General features: G+C 69.2%; 16 protein-coding genes. 14 read left to right on the plus strand and 2 right to left on the minus strand.

All coding sequences use genetic code 11. The features are described 5' to 3' along the window. Positions 1-54: 54 nt before the first annotated feature. From hutH to ACIRG5_RS42790, 7 genes are all read left to right on the plus strand, one after another. Complete coding sequence (gene hutH / locus ACIRG5_RS42760; protein WP_402916211.1) at positions 55-1,566, plus strand: histidine ammonia-lyase; 1,512 nt, start codon at positions 55-57, stop codon at positions 1,564-1,566. Continuing rightward, a complete protein-coding gene (locus tag ACIRG5_RS42765; protein ID WP_402916213.1) occupies positions 1,563-2,321 on the plus strand; it encodes an L-tyrosine 3-hydroxylase in 759 nt (252 codons plus the stop codon). The genes hutH and ACIRG5_RS42765 overlap by 4 nt, the downstream gene beginning before the upstream one ends. A gap of 13 nt (positions 2,322-2,334) precedes the next feature. Next, complete coding sequence (locus ACIRG5_RS42770; RefSeq protein ID WP_402916214.1) at positions 2,335-2,991, plus strand: O-methyltransferase; 657 nt, start codon at positions 2,335-2,337, stop codon at positions 2,989-2,991. Between the two features lie 58 nt (positions 2,992-3,049). Then, positions 3,050-4,000, plus strand: coding sequence for an LLM class F420-dependent oxidoreductase (locus ACIRG5_RS42775; protein ID WP_402916216.1), 951 nt, complete (start codon positions 3,050-3,052; stop codon positions 3,998-4,000). Positions 4,001-4,002: 2 nt separating this feature from the next. Then, positions 4,003-4,572, plus strand: coding sequence for a TetR/AcrR family transcriptional regulator (locus tag ACIRG5_RS42780; protein ID WP_402916217.1), 570 nt, complete (start codon positions 4,003-4,005; stop codon positions 4,570-4,572). Positions 4,573-4,613: 41 nt separating this feature from the next. Then, the gene (locus ACIRG5_RS42785) at positions 4,614-5,897 is read left to right on the plus strand and encodes a glycosyltransferase (protein WP_402916219.1); all 1,284 of its coding nucleotides are present in this window, start codon (positions 4,614-4,616) and stop codon (positions 5,895-5,897) included. Between the two features lie 84 nt (positions 5,898-5,981). Beyond that, on the plus strand, positions 5,982-6,473 hold the full coding sequence (locus ACIRG5_RS42790) for an MmpS family transport accessory protein (protein WP_402916221.1): 492 nt from the start codon (positions 5,982-5,984) through the stop codon (positions 6,471-6,473). Here ACIRG5_RS42790 and ACIRG5_RS42795 read toward each other — a convergent pair. After that, positions 6,460-6,909 (minus strand): peroxiredoxin, encoded by a 450-nt coding sequence (locus ACIRG5_RS42795; protein WP_402916223.1) that lies wholly within the window; start codon positions 6,907-6,909, stop codon positions 6,460-6,462. The genes ACIRG5_RS42790 and ACIRG5_RS42795 overlap by 14 nt on opposite strands. 31 nt (positions 6,910-6,940) lie before the next feature. On the opposite strand from ACIRG5_RS42795, the gene ACIRG5_RS42800 reads away from it, so the two are divergent. The 7 genes from ACIRG5_RS42800 (at position 6,941) to treZ (ending at position 16,525) form a co-directional block, all read left to right on the plus strand. Continuing rightward, positions 6,941-7,852 (plus strand): LacI family DNA-binding transcriptional regulator, encoded by a 912-nt coding sequence (locus ACIRG5_RS42800; RefSeq protein ID WP_319981446.1) that lies wholly within the window; start codon positions 6,941-6,943, stop codon positions 7,850-7,852. A gap of 13 nt (positions 7,853-7,865) precedes the next feature. After that, the gene (locus ACIRG5_RS42805) at positions 7,866-8,291 is read left to right on the plus strand and encodes a RidA family protein (RefSeq protein ID WP_402916225.1); all 426 of its coding nucleotides are present in this window, start codon (positions 7,866-7,868) and stop codon (positions 8,289-8,291) included. Positions 8,292-8,396: 105 nt separating this feature from the next. After that, positions 8,397-10,211 carry a 4-alpha-glucanotransferase gene (locus ACIRG5_RS42810; protein ID WP_402916227.1) on the plus strand — a complete coding sequence of 605 codons (1,815 nt, stop codon included), beginning with the start codon at positions 8,397-8,399 and terminating at the stop codon, positions 10,209-10,211. 94 nt (positions 10,212-10,305) lie between these two features. Continuing rightward, positions 10,306-10,608 carry a hypothetical protein gene (locus ACIRG5_RS42815; protein ID WP_319981386.1) on the plus strand — a complete coding sequence of 101 codons (303 nt, stop codon included), beginning with the start codon at positions 10,306-10,308 and terminating at the stop codon, positions 10,606-10,608. Between the two features lie 63 nt (positions 10,609-10,671). Further along, entirely contained in the window at positions 10,672-12,777 is a 2,106-nt protein-coding gene (gene glgX, locus ACIRG5_RS42820; RefSeq protein ID WP_402916229.1) for a glycogen debranching protein GlgX, read from the plus strand. Beyond that, on the plus strand, positions 12,777-14,855 hold the full coding sequence (gene treY, locus ACIRG5_RS42825; protein ID WP_402916231.1) for a malto-oligosyltrehalose synthase: 2,079 nt from the start codon (positions 12,777-12,779) through the stop codon (positions 14,853-14,855). Before glgX ends, treY begins: the two co-directional genes overlap by 1 nt. Further along, positions 14,852-16,525, plus strand: a complete 1,674-nt coding sequence (gene treZ, locus ACIRG5_RS42830; protein WP_402916233.1) for a malto-oligosyltrehalose trehalohydrolase — start codon at positions 14,852-14,854, stop codon at positions 16,523-16,525. The genes treY and treZ overlap by 4 nt, the downstream gene beginning before the upstream one ends. On the opposite strand, the gene ACIRG5_RS42835 is transcribed toward treZ, so the two are convergent. Next, on the minus strand, positions 16,444-16,788 hold the full coding sequence (locus tag ACIRG5_RS42835; protein ID WP_402916235.1) for an ANTAR domain-containing protein: 345 nt from the start codon (positions 16,786-16,788) through the stop codon (positions 16,444-16,446). The genes treZ and ACIRG5_RS42835 overlap by 82 nt on opposite strands. Positions 16,789-16,793 lie beyond the last annotated feature (5 nt).

Raw genomic sequence — 16,793 nt, forward strand, 5'->3', positions numbered from 1 at the left:
CAGGCAGGTCAACCGGGATCGTCGCGAGTGGCTCCCAAGTCATCTGGAGGCATCGTGCCTGTCGGAACATCTTCTGCTGTCCTGAATCTGGCCGCACACCTCGCACCGGCGCAGCTCGAACTCGCCCGCGATCCGTTGCACGTCGAACTGCCGGCTGACGTGCGCGCACGGATCGCGCGCTGCCATGAGTTCGTGCTCGAAGTCAGCTCGTCCGGGCGCGCCATCTACGGCGTCACAACGGGTTTCGGCCCGCTCGTCGAGTTCGAGGGCCGCGCGGACAGCGCCGGCCAGAGCGACAACACCATCCTCCACCACATCGTCGGCCACGGTGAACTGCTGCCGCCGGCCGTCGCCCGCGCGGCTGTGCTCACGCGACTGTTCTCTTTGGCGCAGGGGCGATCCGGAGTGTCCGAGCAGGTCGTGGACTCGCTGACTGCCATGCTGGACACCGGTTTCGCGCCGGCGGTACCACGTTTGGGGTCAGTCGGTGCGAGTGGGGACCTCCAGCCACTGGCCTATGTGGCCCATGCGTTGCGCGGTAACGGGAACGCGTTCTTCCAGGGGCAGCTCATGCCCGCCGAGGAAGCGCTCACACGTGCGGGACTCCGGAAACTCGTGCTCGGTGGCCGGGACGCCCTCGCGTTGGTCAACGGCATTTCGGTGACCGCCGCAGCTCTCGGACTCGCTGTCGCACAGTCGGTTCGCGCGCGGCGAACGGCGGAGTTGTTGTCCGCCTTGATGACCGACGTCCTCGGCTGTGGCGTCGAGTTCACGTCGGTTGGACTACTGGCGGCGTTCGGGCATCCGGACGTCGCTGAAACGGGTGCGGCCATTAGAAGTTGGCTCGAAGGGAGTAAGCCATCCGGGGAGCGTCCGCTGCAGGAGCCCTACAGCATCCGGTGCACGCCGCAGCTGATCGGCGCGGCCGGCACGAGCGTGCGGCACGCGGACAAGGTGGTGCGCCGCGACCTCAACGGCGTGAGCGACAACCCGTTGTTCTTCCCGGAGACGGGAGAGGTCGTGCACGGCGGCAACTTCTTCGGCCAGCCCAGCGCTTTCGCGGCCGACCAGCTCAACGTCGCGCTGGTGCAGCTGGGCAACCTGGCAGAACGCCAGCTCGACCTGCTGGTGGATCCCCACCGCACCAACGGGTTGCCGCCGATGCTCAGCCCACTTCCCGGTCAGCACCACGCGCTTCAGGGCGTGCAGCTGTGCACGACCGCCACCGTCGCCGCGATGCGCAGGGCCTCCGCGCCCGCCTCGGTGCAGAGCCTGCCGACGAACCTGCACAACCAGGACGTCGTCCCGTTCGGCACACAGGCCGCGTTCACCGCGCTCGACCAGACACGGCTGCTGCGGTATCTGCACGCGGGGCTCGCGATCGGGTTGCGTCAGGCCGTGCACGTCGGCGCCCGCCGTCCGCTGGCGCCGCGGCTCGCGGAGGTGTTCGACCGGATCGCGCAGGTGGTGCCGCCGATCGTGGAGGACCGGCCGCTGGACACCGCGCTGGGTGAGGTCGCGGATCTCCTCGACGCCGTCGTGTCCGAAGTGGACGGTGAACGATGAGCGCTCCCGCCTGCCTGCCCGCGTGGGGGCACACCTGGGTCGACCTCCCGGTCCTGCGGCTGCCGATGCCGGGCGCGCAACTGATTCCGTGCGCGGACCGGTGCTTTCAGATTCCGATCGTCATCAACGCCCCGGAAGACCCGGTGCAACGGGCCGTGCACCGGTGGTTTCTCGGCCATCACGGCGCATTTCTGGTGTGGAAGTTTCTGTCGGATTCACTCGATCGGTTGATACGCGAGCCTGATTCGGAACTAGTCCGCCTCACTGCGCTTGGATACGACGCGTACTCGGTGATGCTCGCCTATTCGGGCAGTTGTTCCCGTGAGGTGTACGAGGACGTCATCCGGCCGATGATGGTGACGTTCGACCCGGCGTTCAGCGGGCGGTGGGCACGTGACTACGAGCCACTGCCCGGCCTGCTGCGCAGGGCTCGTGCCGCACTGGGGCCCGTGGCGGCCGCGCCACTCTCCTCTGCGAGCAAGGCGAACCTGTTGGCACACAAGGAGGTCATGCGCAGACTCGTGCCCGGCGGCCCGTCGCTGCTGCGCGAGTCCGGCCGTACGAGCGTGCCCACCACCGACGCCGAACGCGCCCGGTTCGACGAGTTCTTCCTCGTCAGCAGGGAGTGCGTGTGCGTGAGCCGCTACCAGGCGCACCGCACGGCCATCTTGTCCGCGATCGGTCATGACCTCGCGAAACACCCGCTGAGCCCCGAGTACGGAGAGACACTCAGGACGTTCGCCACCCGACTATGAGAGAAGGCCGCGCGTGAACGACTTCAAGACCGTGGTCATGACCCCGCAGATCTATCGCTACGTGCGCGAGCAGGCCGGTCAGCCGAGCGCCGTGCAGGAGAAGCTGATCGCCCGCACGGCCGAGCTCGGCGACTCGGCGGAGATGCAGATCCCGCACGAGCAGGCGGTGCTGCTGTCGTTGCTGGTCAAGCTCACCGGCGCGCAGACGGTGGTCGAGGTCGGCACCTACACGGGGTACTCCACGCTGGCGTTCGCGCAGGCGCTTCCCCCGTCCGGCAAGGTCATCACCTGCGACCTCTCGACCGAGTGGACCACGATCGCCGAGGAGGCGTGGCAGGCGGCGGGCGTGCGCGACCGGATCGACCTGCGGATCGGCGCGGCCGCCGTGACGCTGGCCGAACTGCCGGAGGAGCCGGTCATCGACCTGGTGTTCATCGACGCGGACAAGGTCGGGTACGTCCACTACTGGGACCTGCTGGTGCCGCGGGTGCGGCAGGGCGGCCTGCTGCTCGCCGACAACACGCTCTACTACGGCGAGGCCGCCGACGAGCAGCCGGAGGGCAACGCCGCCGCGATCGACGCCTTCAACAGGTTCGTGCGCACCGACACGCGCGTGGAGTCGGTGCTGGTGCCGATCGCGGACGGTCTGACGATGGCCCGCAAGAAGTGAGGTTGTAAGCATACCGACCGGTCGGTAGGGTGGCCTCCAAGTCGACCGGGAGGCGTTCATGGCTCGTTGGGGAATCACGCTGCCGCTGATCGGTGTGCCGGTGCTGGAGCACCGCGCGCTGGTGTCCGAGCTCGCCGGGCTCGGCTACACGGACGTGTGGTCGGCCGAGACCACGGGCACCGACGCGTTCACGCCGCTCGCGCTCGCCGCGCAGTGGTCCTCCGAGCTGCGCTTCGGCACGGCGATCGCGCCGGTGTACACGCGCGGCCCGGCGACGCTGGCGATGACCGCGGCGACGCTGGCCGAGGTGACCGGTGGGCGGTTCGTGCTGGGCATCGGCTCGTCGTCGCCCGCGATCGTGCAGCGCTGGAACGCGATCCCGTTCGAGGAGCCGTTCAAGCGCACTCGCGACACGCTGCGGTTCCTGAAGGCCGCGCTGGCGGGGGAGAAGGTCAGCGCCGACTACGACACGTTCTCGGTGAAGGGCTTCAAGCTGGAGCGCCCGCCGGCGGAGAAGGTGCCGATCATGCTCGCGGCCCTGCGCCCGAACATGCTGCGCCTGGCCAGTCGCGAGGCCGACGGCGCGATCACCAACTGGCTCGCCGCCACCGACGTGCCGCAGGTGCGAACCGAGCTGGGCGAGGCCGAACTCGCGGCCCGGATCTTCGTCTGCCCGACCGAGGACGCCGACGCCGCGCGGGCGTTGGGACGCATGCTGATCAGCACCTATCTGACCGTGCCCGCCTACGCGGCGTTCCACGACTGGCTGGGTCGTGGCGAGGCGCTGCGCCCGATGCACGAGGCCTGGGCGGCGGGCGACCGCAAGGCCGCGTCGAAGTCGATCCCGGACGAGGTCGTGGACGCGCTGGTCGTGCACGGGTCGCTGGACCAGTGCCGTTCGCGCGTCGCCGAGTACCAGGCCGCGGGCGTCGACACCCCGATCATCGCCCTGCTCCCGACCGGTGGCGACCAGATCGAACAGGTACGCGCACTGGCACCGAAGGCTTAGCGATGCCCAGCGCGACCGAACAGAAGATCCTCGACACAGCCGTGCGGCTGTTCGCGTCGCAGGGCTACGACGCGACCTCGGTGCAGGAGATCGTCACGGCCGCCGAGGTCACGAAGGGCGCGCTCTACCACTACTTCCGTGCGAAGGACGACCTGCTCTTCGAGATCTACCGGCTGCTGATCACGTCCCAGTCCGCCGACATGGACCGGATCATCGGCCTCGGCCTGTCCGCGGCCGAGACGGTGCGCGAGATCCTGGCGTCGCTCGTCATCTCGACGGCCGAACGGGTCGACGAGACGGCGGTGTTCGTCCGCGAGCTGCACCGGCTCGGCGAGGACTCGATGACCGAGTTCCGCGCCGAACGCCGCCGCTACCACGAGACGTTCCTGGCGGTGATCGAGAAGGGGCAGGCGGACGGCGAGTTCAGCTCTCTGGTGCCCGCGGACACCGTCGTGCGGATCGCGCTGGGCGTCGTCAACCAGCTGCCCATGTGGTTCCGGCCCGACGGCCAGAAGACGCCCGGTCAGCTGGCAGGGGAGATCGCGGACTTCGTGCTGGCCGGATTGAGATGACGAATTAGGGCGCGTTAAGCGCGATCTGATCGACTGCTCCCGTGCCCCGTCTGAACCTGTTGTTCGCGACCATGCCCGTACCCGGCCACGTCGCGCCGTTGCTGCCCATCGCCCGTGCGCTGACCGAGCGCGGCCATCACGTGCGGTGGTGCACCGGCGAGGTGTTCGCGGCTCGGATCGCCGCCACCGGCGCGGAGTTCGTCGCGATGGACCCGTCGATCGACCACCAGGGCCGCAACGTCGACGAGCTGTTCCCCGAGCGCGCCAGGCTCAAGGGCATCGCGAAGCTGCGCTACGACATGACCGCGGTGTTCCTGGACCCGATCCCCGCGCAGGTCAGCGACCTGCAGCGCGTGCTGGCCGAACGGCCTGCCGACCTCGTTCTGCACGACGCCGCGTACCTCGGCGCGACCTTGGTCGACCAGCTCGGCGGGCCTCGCGCCGTCAGCGTCGGTGTGATGCCGATGATGCTGCCCGCGCCGGACGTGCCGCCGTTCGGACCCGGCCTGCGGTATCGGACCGGTGCGTTCGCCCGGATGCGGTACGCGGCCGTGCGAGGGTTGCTGGACAACGTGGCGTTCAAGCCCGTGTTCCGGCACCGCGACCGGATCCTCGCCGGTCTCGGCCTGCCCGCGGGCGAGAGCGGGCTCGCGACCGTGTCGCCGCACCTGCACCTGCAGAACGGCATCGCCGGCCTGGAGCACCCGCGCGCGTTCATGCCGCCGCAGGTGAAGTTCGTCGGCGCGCTGGTCGACCCGGCGCCGTCCGTCGACCTGCCGGACTGGTGGGAACGCATGATGACCGCCGGCCGCCCGATCGTGCACGTCACCCAGGGCACGGTCGCGGACATGGACCTGGCGCAGCTCGTGCTGCCCACGATCCACGCGTTGGCCGACGAGCCGGTCACCGTCGTCGCCAGCACCGGCGCGCACGACGTGGGCCCGCTGCCCGCCAACGCCTTCACCGCGCCGTTCCTGCCCTACGACCGGCTGCTGCCCGAAATCGCCGCGATGGTCACCAACGGCGGGTTCGGCGGTGTGCAACTCGCGCTCGCCCAGGGCGTCCCGCTGGTCGTGGCGGGCACGACCGAGGACAAGCCCGAGGTGGCCGCCCGCGTCGAACGGTCCGGCGCAGGCCTGAACCTGCGCACCTCGGCGCCGTCGGAGAAGGCGATCAGGGCCGCGGTGCGCGAGGTGCTGCACGGCGGGTCGTTCCGGGTGCGGGCCCGGGAACTGGCGGCGGAGTACCGGCAGCACGACGCCGGCTCGCTCAGCGCCGACCACGTCGAACGGCTGGCCCTGGCCGCCGCGGTGCAGACCGGCTGACACGGATCCTTTTCGCGCCCCGCTGCGTCCCAGCAGCGGTAACGGCGGGAGTCGCGAGATCGACTCCCTCATCAGGGGGTCTTCATGTCGCACCAACCGCCCGAATACGGCATCGCACCACCGTTGCACGAGCCACCCAGGTCGCCGAAGTGGCCCTGGGTGCTGTTGCTGATCACGGTGCTGGTGGTCGCGGGCACACTTGCGTTCGGCAGTCACGTGACGACCATGCTGGAGCGGACCTTCAGCTCCTCGACGGGCACGGGGGTTTCGCTGGAGCCCGTGGAGTCGCCCGCACCGGCGAAGCGGACCGTCGTGTTCGAGGTGACCGGCACCGGCAAGGCGTTCAACGTCACCGCGACCGTCGGCGCGACCATCCACAACGAGGCGAGCGTGACGCTGCCGTGGACGCGCACGGTCGAGGTGCCCGCCGACCCCGCGTCCGAGTCCGTGATGCTCGTGGTCGTCGCGGGCCCGGACGGCGCCGAAGTGCACGGCAAGTACACGATCGACGGCGCGACTGTCCGCGAGGGCAAGGCTTCCGGGCCCTACGGCGTGCTGACGATCACCGACTCCTGAGCGCCGCCAGCGCCTTGTCCGCGTGCGCGTTCATCGAGAACTCGCTCTTGACCACCTCGATGATCTCGCGGCCGGCCCCGATGACGAACGTGTGCCGCTTGACCGGGATCGGTCCGAACCGGCGCCGCACGCCGTACTGCTCCGCGACGTCGCCGCCGACGTCGGCGAGCAGCGGGTAGTCGAAGCCGTTCAGTTCGGCGAACTCCTTCTGCTTCGCGACGTCGTCCATCGAGATCCCGACGCGCTGGGCTCCTGCCTCTTTGAACTCCTGGGCCAGGTCGCGGAAGTGGCAGCTCTGCGCGGTGCACCCGGACGTCATCGCCGCGGGGTAGAAGAAGAGCACGACCGGGCCGTCCTCGAGCAGCGTCGACAGCTTGCGGTCGGTGCCGTCCTGGTCGGGCAGCGTGAAGTCGGGGGCGAGGTCGCCGGGCTTCATGGATCTCCAATACGCTCGGGCCGTGACCAGCATGTCCGATGTGGCCAAGGCCGCAGGGGTGTCCGCTGCGACCGTATCGCGCGCGCTGCGAGGCGAACCGGGCGTGTCCGAGGCGACCCGGCAGCACGTGAGCGACGTCGCGCGCCGGATGAAGTACGCGATCGCCCGCGACGCCTCCTCGCTGGCCGGTGGGCGCCGGTACGCGATCGCGGTGCTGACGTCCGAGGTCAGTCCCGTGCTGGCGGGCGCGGAGGGCGCGTTGCGGCAGGCCGGGTACGACGTGCTGCTCTACGTCCTGGGTGACGCGGACGCGCGCGCCAAGTTCTTCGACGAGTTGCCGCTGGGACGCCGGGTGGACGGTGTGCTGCTGCTGTCGATGTCGCTGTCCTCTTCGGAGCAGGTCGCGCTGGAGTCGTTGGAGGTCCCGCACGTCACGGTCGACGACACCGATCTCCGCCACGCGCTGCAGACCGCCGTCTCCCACCTCCAGTCTCTCGGGCATCGCGAGGTCGCCCTGGTGCTGGCCGACGGCGTGGACGAGTCGTACGACGAGATCCTGGTCGCCGCGGGCCTCGAGGTTCGTCCCGAGTGGACGGTGTGGTGCTCGCCGACCGTCGACGGCGGCGAGCAGGTGGTCGACGTGCTGCTCGACGGCGAACGCCTGCCGACCGCGGTGATCAGCTCGAACGGCGCCGCGGCGGTCGGGATCTTCCTGCGCATGCAGCGGGACGGGCGCGCGGTGCCCGACGAGGTGTCGATCGTGTCGCTGGACGGGCAGGAGCTCACCCGCGTGGTCGGGCTGACCGCGGTCGAGGGGGCGGCGAAGACCCAGGGGGAGCGGGCGGTCGCCGACCTGTTCACGCTGATCAGGGGTGGGGAGATCGAGCCGGCGGAGCACCTGGTGCGGCTGGTCGTGCGCAACTCCAGCGGACCCGCCGCCTGAGTAGGGTGACGTCATGCCCGCCCAGGAGCGTCTGACCGAACTGCCCGACCTGCCCACGACCCCCGGCTACGCCCACGCGGTGACGGTCACCGGCACGCTCGCGTTCGTCTCCGGTCAGGTCGCGGTCGACGCGCAGGGGTGCGCGGTCGGCGTGGACGACCTGGCGGCGCAGACGCGGCAGGCGCTGAGCAATCTTCATCACGTCATTCGGAGGTTTGGCGCGGACTGGTCGGATGTCGTCAAGTTCACGTGGTTCGTGCTTGATGCGTCGGAGGTTCAGACCATTCGTGATGTGCGGGACGAGATTCTGCGGCCCGCGCTGGGAGAACTGCCCAACCCCGCCAGCACGCTGGTTCAGGTGGCGGCGTTGTTCGGACCCGATTTCCTGGTCGAGGTCGAGGCTGTCGTGGCAATTCCAGGTGAAGCATCGGATGTCTAAGTAAATGCATCTCTGCGTGGGTGTCTCGACCGGCCTGCACCCATCGGGTGACCAGGGACCATTTGCTCTGGTAATGCGGACCGGGCTATGACATAGCTTGTACCTGTGGAGGAGTTGGTGGCGCGGCTGGCGGACGCTTGGGGCGTTGCCACACGGTACGAAAACGCGGACCAGCAAGAGGTCGCGGTCGATCGCGAGGTCGTCGTCAAGATCCTCGCCCAGTTCGGTGTCGACGCGTCCACTGAGGACTCCGTCGCCCGCGAACTCGCCGCGGTCGAACGCCGGCGGGCCGAGCAGAAGCTCCCGCCCACGATCGTCATCCGCGAGTACGAGACGTACGACCTGCGCGGCCCCGCGACCATCGAGCTGGAGGACGGCACCTCGTTCGCCGTCGAACGGCACGTGCCCGATTCGGTTCCGCTCGGCTGGCACCGCGTCGTCACCGGGGACCAGACCGTCACGCTCGCCGTCGCGCCCAGGACGCTGCCGGACGTCCCGCACACCTGGGGCTGGATGCTGCAGCTCTACGCCGCGCGCTCGAAGGACTCGTGGGGGATGGGCGACTTCGCCGACCTCGCCACCATCGCCCGCAGGAGCAGCCTGGAGCTGGACGCCGGCGTCGTGCTGGTCAACCCCGTGCAGGCGCCGTCGCCGACGCATCCCGTCGAACGCTCGCCGTACTCGCCGACCACCCGCCGCTTCGCGAACCCGCTCTACTTGCGCGTCACCGACACGGCCGAGTTCCTGCAGGCCTGCCCGCGCACCCGGCAGCTCATCCGCGACCTCAGGCCCCGCAACCACGAGCTGATCGACTACGACGAGATCTGGGACGCCAAGAAGCAGGCGCTGGAGCTGCTCTTCCCCGGCGGCGACGTCGAGATGGACGCCGAGCTGGAGAAGTTCGCCACGTACTGCGCGCTCGCCGAGGTCCACGGCAAGGACTGGCGCACGTGGCCCGCCGACCGTCCCGAGCCTCCCGCCGAACGGGTCGGGTTCTACGCCTGGCTCCAGCACCTCTGCACCCGCCAGCTCCAGGACGTCCGGCTCGCCGCGCACGAGGCCGGCATGGCCATCGGCGTCATCCACGACCTCCCGGTGGGCGTCGACCCCGGCGGCGCGGACACGTTCGCGGATCCCGACGTGTTCGCCATCGACGTCACGGTCGGCGCGCCACCCGACGCGTTCAGCGCCGACGGCCAGGGCTGGGGCCTGCCGCCGTGGCGCCCGGACAAGCTCGCCGAGACCGGCTACCGCCCGTTCCGGCAGGTGCTGCGCAGCGTCCTCAAGCACGCCGACGGCATCCGCATCGACCACGTCGCCGGCCTGTGGCGGCTCTGGTGGATCCCGCCGGGCGAGCCACCGTCCCGCGGCACTTACGTCTACTACGACTCCGACGCCATGCTCGGCGTGCTCGCGCTGGAGGCCTACCGGGCCGGCGCCGTCGTCGTCGGCGAGGACCTGGGCACCGTCGAGCCGGTCGTCACGAAGACGTTGCAGGAGAACGGCATGCTGACCAGCGCCGTCCTCTACTTCCAGCGCGACTACTACGCGGAGGATCACCCGCTGATCCCGCCGTCGCAGTGGAACCCGAACCAGATGGCCAGCATCTCCACGCACGACCTGCCGACCGCGGCGACGTTCTTCGCGGGCCCCGACGGCCCCGACTTCGACGAGCTGATGCGGCAGGAGGGCATCAAGTCCGCGGACAGGGTCGAAGGCGCCCACGAACTGCTCGCGCAGGCCCCCTGCGCGTTGGTCCTGACCTCACCTCAGGACGCTCTGCGGGAAACCCGGCAGCCCAACGTGCCGGGCACGATCGACGAGCACCCGAACTGGAGAATCCCCTTGCCGGTGGCATTGGACGAGTTCTTCCCACGAGTCCGGGAGATCACGCGCCCACTGCGCAACCGCGAAAGATGAAACTTTTGCGTAACGGCAGGTCATAGACCCGCGGAGTACTGTAGAGCCGTCACCGGACGGCGGAAGACGAACGTTCTTGGAGGTGGCGTACCAAATGAGCTCAGCCGTGGGCACGCGGACATCAACCGGCGTGCTTGAACTGGCCGTCGAACAGGTCCTCGCTTCGGTGAGACCCACCGCGCTCGGCGACCCGGTGGTCGGGGCACGGCGCGCGGAGGAATCCCTTCGCGACGCGCTGCGGGACGCGGGTCCCGTCGAGGACAACATCGCCCTCCAGCACGCGCTGGCGTGCGCCGAGGCCGCTTGTGAACACCTGAAGTACGCGGAGATCCAGGAAGCCCGCACGCTGCTCACGGCCGCACGTGGGCAGCTCGTTCTTGCACACGAAGGAGTGTGATGCCGGGTACGGGTTAGACGGATAGGGTCGACGGGTAGCTAATGCCTTGTGACGAGGAGCATCGTGCGACCCTGGCCTGGACGGCCCTACCCGCTTGGCGCCGGTTATGACGGCGTTGGCACGAACTTCGCCCTGTTCTCCGAAGTCGCGGAGTACGTCGAGCTCTGCCTCTTCGACGAGGACGGCACAGAGACCCGCGTGAGGCTGCCGGAGGTGGACGGTTTCGTCCACCACGGTTACCTGCTCGGCGTGGGCCCGGGGCAGCGGTACGGCTACCGCGTGCACGGGCCGCACGACCCGGCCCGAGGCCTGCGGTGCAACCCCAACAAGCTGCTGATCGACCCGTACGCCAAGGCCATCTCGAACGGCCTGGCGTGGGACGAGGCGCTGTACGGGTACAAGTTCGGATCGCCGGACGAGCGCAACGACGACGATTCCGCTCCCCACGTGCCGAAGTCCGTGGTGGTGAACCCGTTCTTCGACTGGACGAACGATCGGCTGCCCAGGACGCCGTACAACGAGAGCGTCATCTACGAGGCGCACGTTCGCGGTCTCACCATCGACCACCCGGAGATCCCGCCGCGGCTGCGGGGCACGTACGCGGGCCTCGCGCATCCGGTGATGATCGACCACCTGATCAAGCTCGGGGTCACGGCCGTCGAGCTGATGCCGGTGCACCAGTTCATCAGCGATCACACGCTGGCCGAGCGGCGGTTGAGCAACTACTGGGGCTACAACACGATCGGGTTCTTCGCGCCGCACGACGGTTACTCGGCGTTGCCGTTGAACCAGGTGCAGGAGTTCAAGGGCATGGTCCGCGCCCTGCACCAGGCGGGGATCGAGGTCATCCTCGACGTCGTCTACAACCACACGGCGGAGGGCAACCACCTCGGGCCGACGCTGTCGATGCGCGGTATCGACAACGAGTCGTACTACCGGCTGGTCGACGACGACCCGCAGTACTACACGGACTACACGGGCACCGGTAACTCGCTGAACGTGCGCTCGCCGCACACGTTGCAGCTCATCATGGACTCGCTGCGGTACTGGGTCACCGAGATGCACGTCGACGGCTTCCGGTTCGACCTCGCCGCGACGCTGGCGCGCGAGTTCTACGACGTGGACCGGCTGGCGACGTTCTTCGAGGTCGTGCAGCAGGACCCGGTGGTGTCGCAGGTCAAGCTGATCGCGGAGCCGTGGGACGTCGGGCCCGGTGGGTACCAGGTCGGCAACTTCCCTCCACTGTGGACGGAGTGGAACGGCAAGTTCCGCGACACGGTCCGCGACTTCTGGCGCGGTGAGCCGGCGACGATGGGCGAGTTCGCGTCGCGCATCACCGGCAGCAGCGACCTCTACCAGGACGACGGCCGGCGACCGTACGCGTCGATCAACTTCGTGACGGCGCACGACGGCTTCACGCTCAACGACCTGGTGTCGTACAACGACAAGCACAACGAGGCCAACGGCGAGGACAACCAGGACGGCGAGAGCCACAACCGATCCTGGAACTGCGGTGTCGAGGGGCCGACCGACGACGAGGAGGTCCTCACCCTCCGGCGGCGGCAGCGGCGGAACCTGATGGCGACGATGCTGTTGTCGCAGGGGGTGCCGATGATCGTGAACGGCGACGAGTTCGGGCGTACGCAGAACGGCAACAACAACGCGTACTGCCAGGACAACGAGGTCTCGTGGGTCGACTGGTCGTTGCTGGAGGCCAACTCCGAGCTGGCCGAGTTCACCTCGGCGCTCGCCGCGTTCCGCAAGGCGCACCCGGTGTTCCGGCGCAAGCGCTTCTTCGCGGGCAGGCCGATCCGCAAGGGCGAGGAACTGCGCGACATCGCGTGGTTCACGCCGGCCGGTGAGGAGATGACCGAGCAGAACTGGGAGGACGACCTCGGCAAATGCATCACCGTCTTCCTCAACGGTGAGGGCATTCCCGACCTCGACTCGCGCGGCATGCGGGTGGTCGACGACTCGTTCCTGATGGCGTTCAACGCGCACTACGAGGACATCCAGGTCACGTTGCCCGATCCCGAGTACGGTCCTGAGTGGAAGGTCGTCGTGGACACCACGACCGGGGAGGTCGGTGGCAACGAGAAGCCGATCGCCGCGTCCGGGCAGTTGTCGCTGACCGCGCGGTCGCTCGTCGTGCTGCAGCGGGTGGGCTGATGGGCGCGCCGTCCTCGACGTACCGCGTTCAGTTCACCCCGTCCTTCACCTTCGCCGACGCCGCAGCCGTCGCGGACTACCTGGCGCGCCTGGGGATCGGCGCGCTGTACGCGTCGCCGATGCTCGACGCGCGGGAGGGGTCGACGCACGGCTACGACGTCGTGGACCCCACCCGCGCCCGGCCCGAGCTGGGCGGTGACGAGGGACGGGTGGCGCTGCAGGACCGGCTGAAGGCGCTGGACCTCGGCCTGGTCGTCGACATCGTGCCGAACCACATGGTCGTGCCGAACCCGTGGTGGGAGGACGTTCTCGCCCACGGGCAGGAGTCGAGGTACGCGCGGTACTTCGACATCGACTGGTCGTCCGGCAAGGTGCTGCTGCCGGTCCTCGGCGAGGACGCCGAGGACGAGGTTCACGAGCACTACCTGAAAGCGAACTGGCGGCGCGGGAACACCGAGCTGAACTACCGCCGGTTCTTCGACATCACCGAACTTGCGGCGGTGCGCGTCGAAGACCCCGAGGTGTTCGAGGCGACGCATCGCGCGGTGTTGTCCTGGGGCGTCACGGGGTTGCGCGTCGACCACCCGGACGGGCTCGCCGACCCCGGCGGCTACTTCCGGCGGCTGCGCGAGCACTTCGACGGCTGGCTCGTGGTGGAGAAGATCCTCGGGCCGGACGAGTCGATGCCGCAGAGCTGGCCGGTCGACGGCACGACGGGCTACGACGCGTTGCGGGAGATCTGCGGCGTGTTCATCGCACCGACCGAGGCCTTCGACGGCGACTTCCACACCGTCGAGCACTCGTCGCGGCAGCAGGTCGCGGACTCGATCCTGGTGGCCGAGGTGCGCCGGATCGCCCGGCTCGTCGAGGGTGTCGGGTTCGAGGACGCCTGCGCGGCCGTCGCCGAGGTGATGGTCAACTTCCCGGTGTACCGCTCGTACCTGCCGGAAGGCCTGCACCACTGGGAGACCGCGGTCAGGCTGAGCAGGTCGCCCGCGGTGCGGGCGCTCGACGAGCAGGTCCGCGCCGACCCGCGCGGCGAGCTGGCGACCAGGATCCAGCAGACGTCCGGCATGGTCGTCGCGAAGGGCACCGAGGACACCGCGTTCTACCGGTACACGAACTTCGTGGCGCTGAACGAGGTCGGCGGTTCGCCGGACCGGTTCGGCCTGCCCGTCGAGGAGTTCCACCAGCGCGCGGCCCGGCGGGAGTCCGCGGAGCCGAACGCCATGACGGCGTTGTCCACGCACGACACCAAGCGGTCGGAAGACGTGCGCGCCAGGCTGGCCGTGCTGGCGGAGATCCCCGACGAGTACCTGGCGTTCGAGGCCGCGATGAGCGAGAAGCACGGCATCTCCGAGCCGACGCTGAACCGCCTGGCCTGGCAGTCGCTCGTCGGCGCGTGGCCGCTGACGGAGGAACGCCTGGGCCAGTACCTGGAGAAGGCGTCGCGCGAGGCCAAGATCAGGACGTCGTGGGTCGACCGGAACGCCGAGTTCGACGCCGAGGTGGCCGCGTGGCCCGCGAAGGCGCTGAACGAGCCAGAGGTCACCGCGTTCGCCGAACGGATCAAGGCACCCGGCTGGTCGAACTCGCTGGGGCAGAAGCTGGTCCAGCTCACCGCGCCGGGCGTGCCGGACGTGTACCAGGGCACCGAGCTGTGGGACTTCTCGCTGGTCGACCCGGACAACCGCAGGCCGGTCGACTACGACGTGCGCCGGGATCTGCTGGCGCGCATCGAGTCCGGCTGGCTGCCGGAGGTCGACGACTCGGGCGCGGCGAAGCTTCTCGTGGTGCAGAAGGCTTTGCACGTGCGCAAACGCGGTCTGCACGGCTACCGGCCGCTGCACGCCGAGGGCCCGGCGGCCGGGCACGTGCTGGCGTTCGAACGGTCCGGTGTGATCACGGTGGCCACCCGCCTGCCGGTCGGGCTGGAGCAGAAGGGCTGGCAGGACACGGTTCTGCCGCTGCCGGGTGCGAAGTGGACGGACGTCCTCACCGGACGGCCGGCGACGGAGGACCTGGCGTCGTTGCTCGACACCTATCCGGTGGCGTTGCTGGTGCAGGGGGATCAGTGAGCTTCTCCGTCTGGGCGCCGACGCCCGAGTCGGTGCACGTGCGTGTCGACGGCTTCGACCACGAGATGAAGCGCGACGGCGACTGGTGGCACTCTGACACTGACGGGACGGACTACGCGTTCGTCATCGAGGGCAAGGCGTACCCGGATCCCCGGTCGCTGTGGCAGCCCGACGGGGTGCACGAGGCCTCCCGTGTCTACGCCCACGATTTCGAGTGGACCGACGGCGCGTGGACCGGCCGGGCGCTGCCGGGCGGTGTGATCTACGAGCTGCACATCGGCACGTTCACGCCGGAGGGCACGTTCGACGCGGCCATCGGCAGGCTCGACCACCTGGTGGACCTCGGCATCTCGTTCGTGGAGGTCATGCCGGTCAACAGCTTCGACGGCGTCGAGGGCTGGGGTTACGACGGAGTGCTGTGGGGTGCTGTGCACGACCCCTACGGCGGTCCGGACGGGTTCAAGCGGTTCGTGGACGCCTGTCATGCCCGAGGCCTCGCCGTGCTGCTCGACGTGGTCTACAACCACCTCGGGCCGTCCGGCGCGTACCTCGACAAGTTCGGCCCGTACTTCGCGGGACGCAACGACTGGGGCCCAGGACTGAACCTGGACGGGCCGGGCTCCGACGAGGTGCGCCGGTACGTCATCGACAACGCGCTGCAGTGGTTGCGGGACTTCCACGTCGACGGGCTGCGGCTCGACGCCGTGCACGCCCTGGCGGACAGCCGCGCGACCCACGTCCTCGAAGAGCTGTCCGTCGAGGTGGACGCGTTGTCAGCGGCGGTGGGCCGTCCGCTCACGCTGATCGCCGAGTCCGACCTGAACGACGCCAGGCTCGTGACGGCGCGTGAAGGCGGTGGCTACGGTCTGCAGGCGCAGTGGTCCGACGACCTGCACCACTGCCTGCACGTCGCGCTGACCGGCGAGACTTTCGGCTACTACGAGGACTTCGCGGCACCAGGAGCCTTGAAGAACACGCTGGAGAAGGTGTTCTTCCACGCCGGCACGTGGTCGTCGTTCCGCGGGAAGCACCACGGCAAGCCGGTCGACACCGCGTTGATCCCCGGCTACCGGTTCCTCGCGTACACGCAGAACCACGACCAGATCGGCAACCGCGCCACCGGCGACCGGCTGACCGCCTCGGTGTCGACGGGCAAGTTGTTGTGTGCGGCGGCGATCGTGCTCACCTCGCCCTACACGCCCATGATCTTCATGGGGGAGGAGTGGGCGGCTTCCACGCCGTGGCAGTTCTTCGCGTCGTTCCCGGACCCGCAACTCGCGGAGGCCGTCCGCACGGGCCGGCGGCGCGAGTTCTCCCGGCACGGCTGGGGCGAGTCCGACGTGCCGGACCCCATGTCGCCGCAGACAGTCGAGAACTCGCGGTTGCGCTGGGACGAGGCCCGTGAAGGCGACCACGCCGTGGTCCTGGACACCTATCGCGCCCTGATCGCGTTGCGCCGCTCCCGCCCGGAGCTGGCCGATCCGCGACTGGACAGGTTCGTGGTGGAGCAGGACGGGGAGTGCCTGGTGTTGCACCGCGGCACGACCCGCGTGGCGGTGAACCTCGGCACGACCCCCGTCCCGCTACCTCAGGGAGACGTGCTGCTGACCTCCTCAGCGAACCCGTCGTTGCTTCCACCGGAGTCGTTCGCGGTCGTCGCGTCGACGTGATCCCACAGCATCTGGTCGGCCGGCTCGACGGGCCGGCCCAGGTGCGCGTGCACGAACGCCGTGACCAGCCGGTCCGCGGCGACGTGCAGCTTGATGTTGTGGTGCTGGGATATGTGCACCAGCAGCTGGAACGCCTGCTGGGGTGTGCAGGGTTTGCGCGCGGCGATCAGGCCTGTGGCCTGCCCAATGACTGTCCGGGACGCCAGGGCCTTGCGCAGCCCTGCCACCTCGGCCTCCAGGGCGGTGATTCTCGCGGACGACACCGCCT

Source organism: Lentzea sp. NPDC102401 (genome assembly GCF_044765805.1).
Classification (GTDB): Bacteria; Actinomycetota; Actinomycetes; order Mycobacteriales; family Pseudonocardiaceae; genus Lentzea; species Lentzea sokolovensis.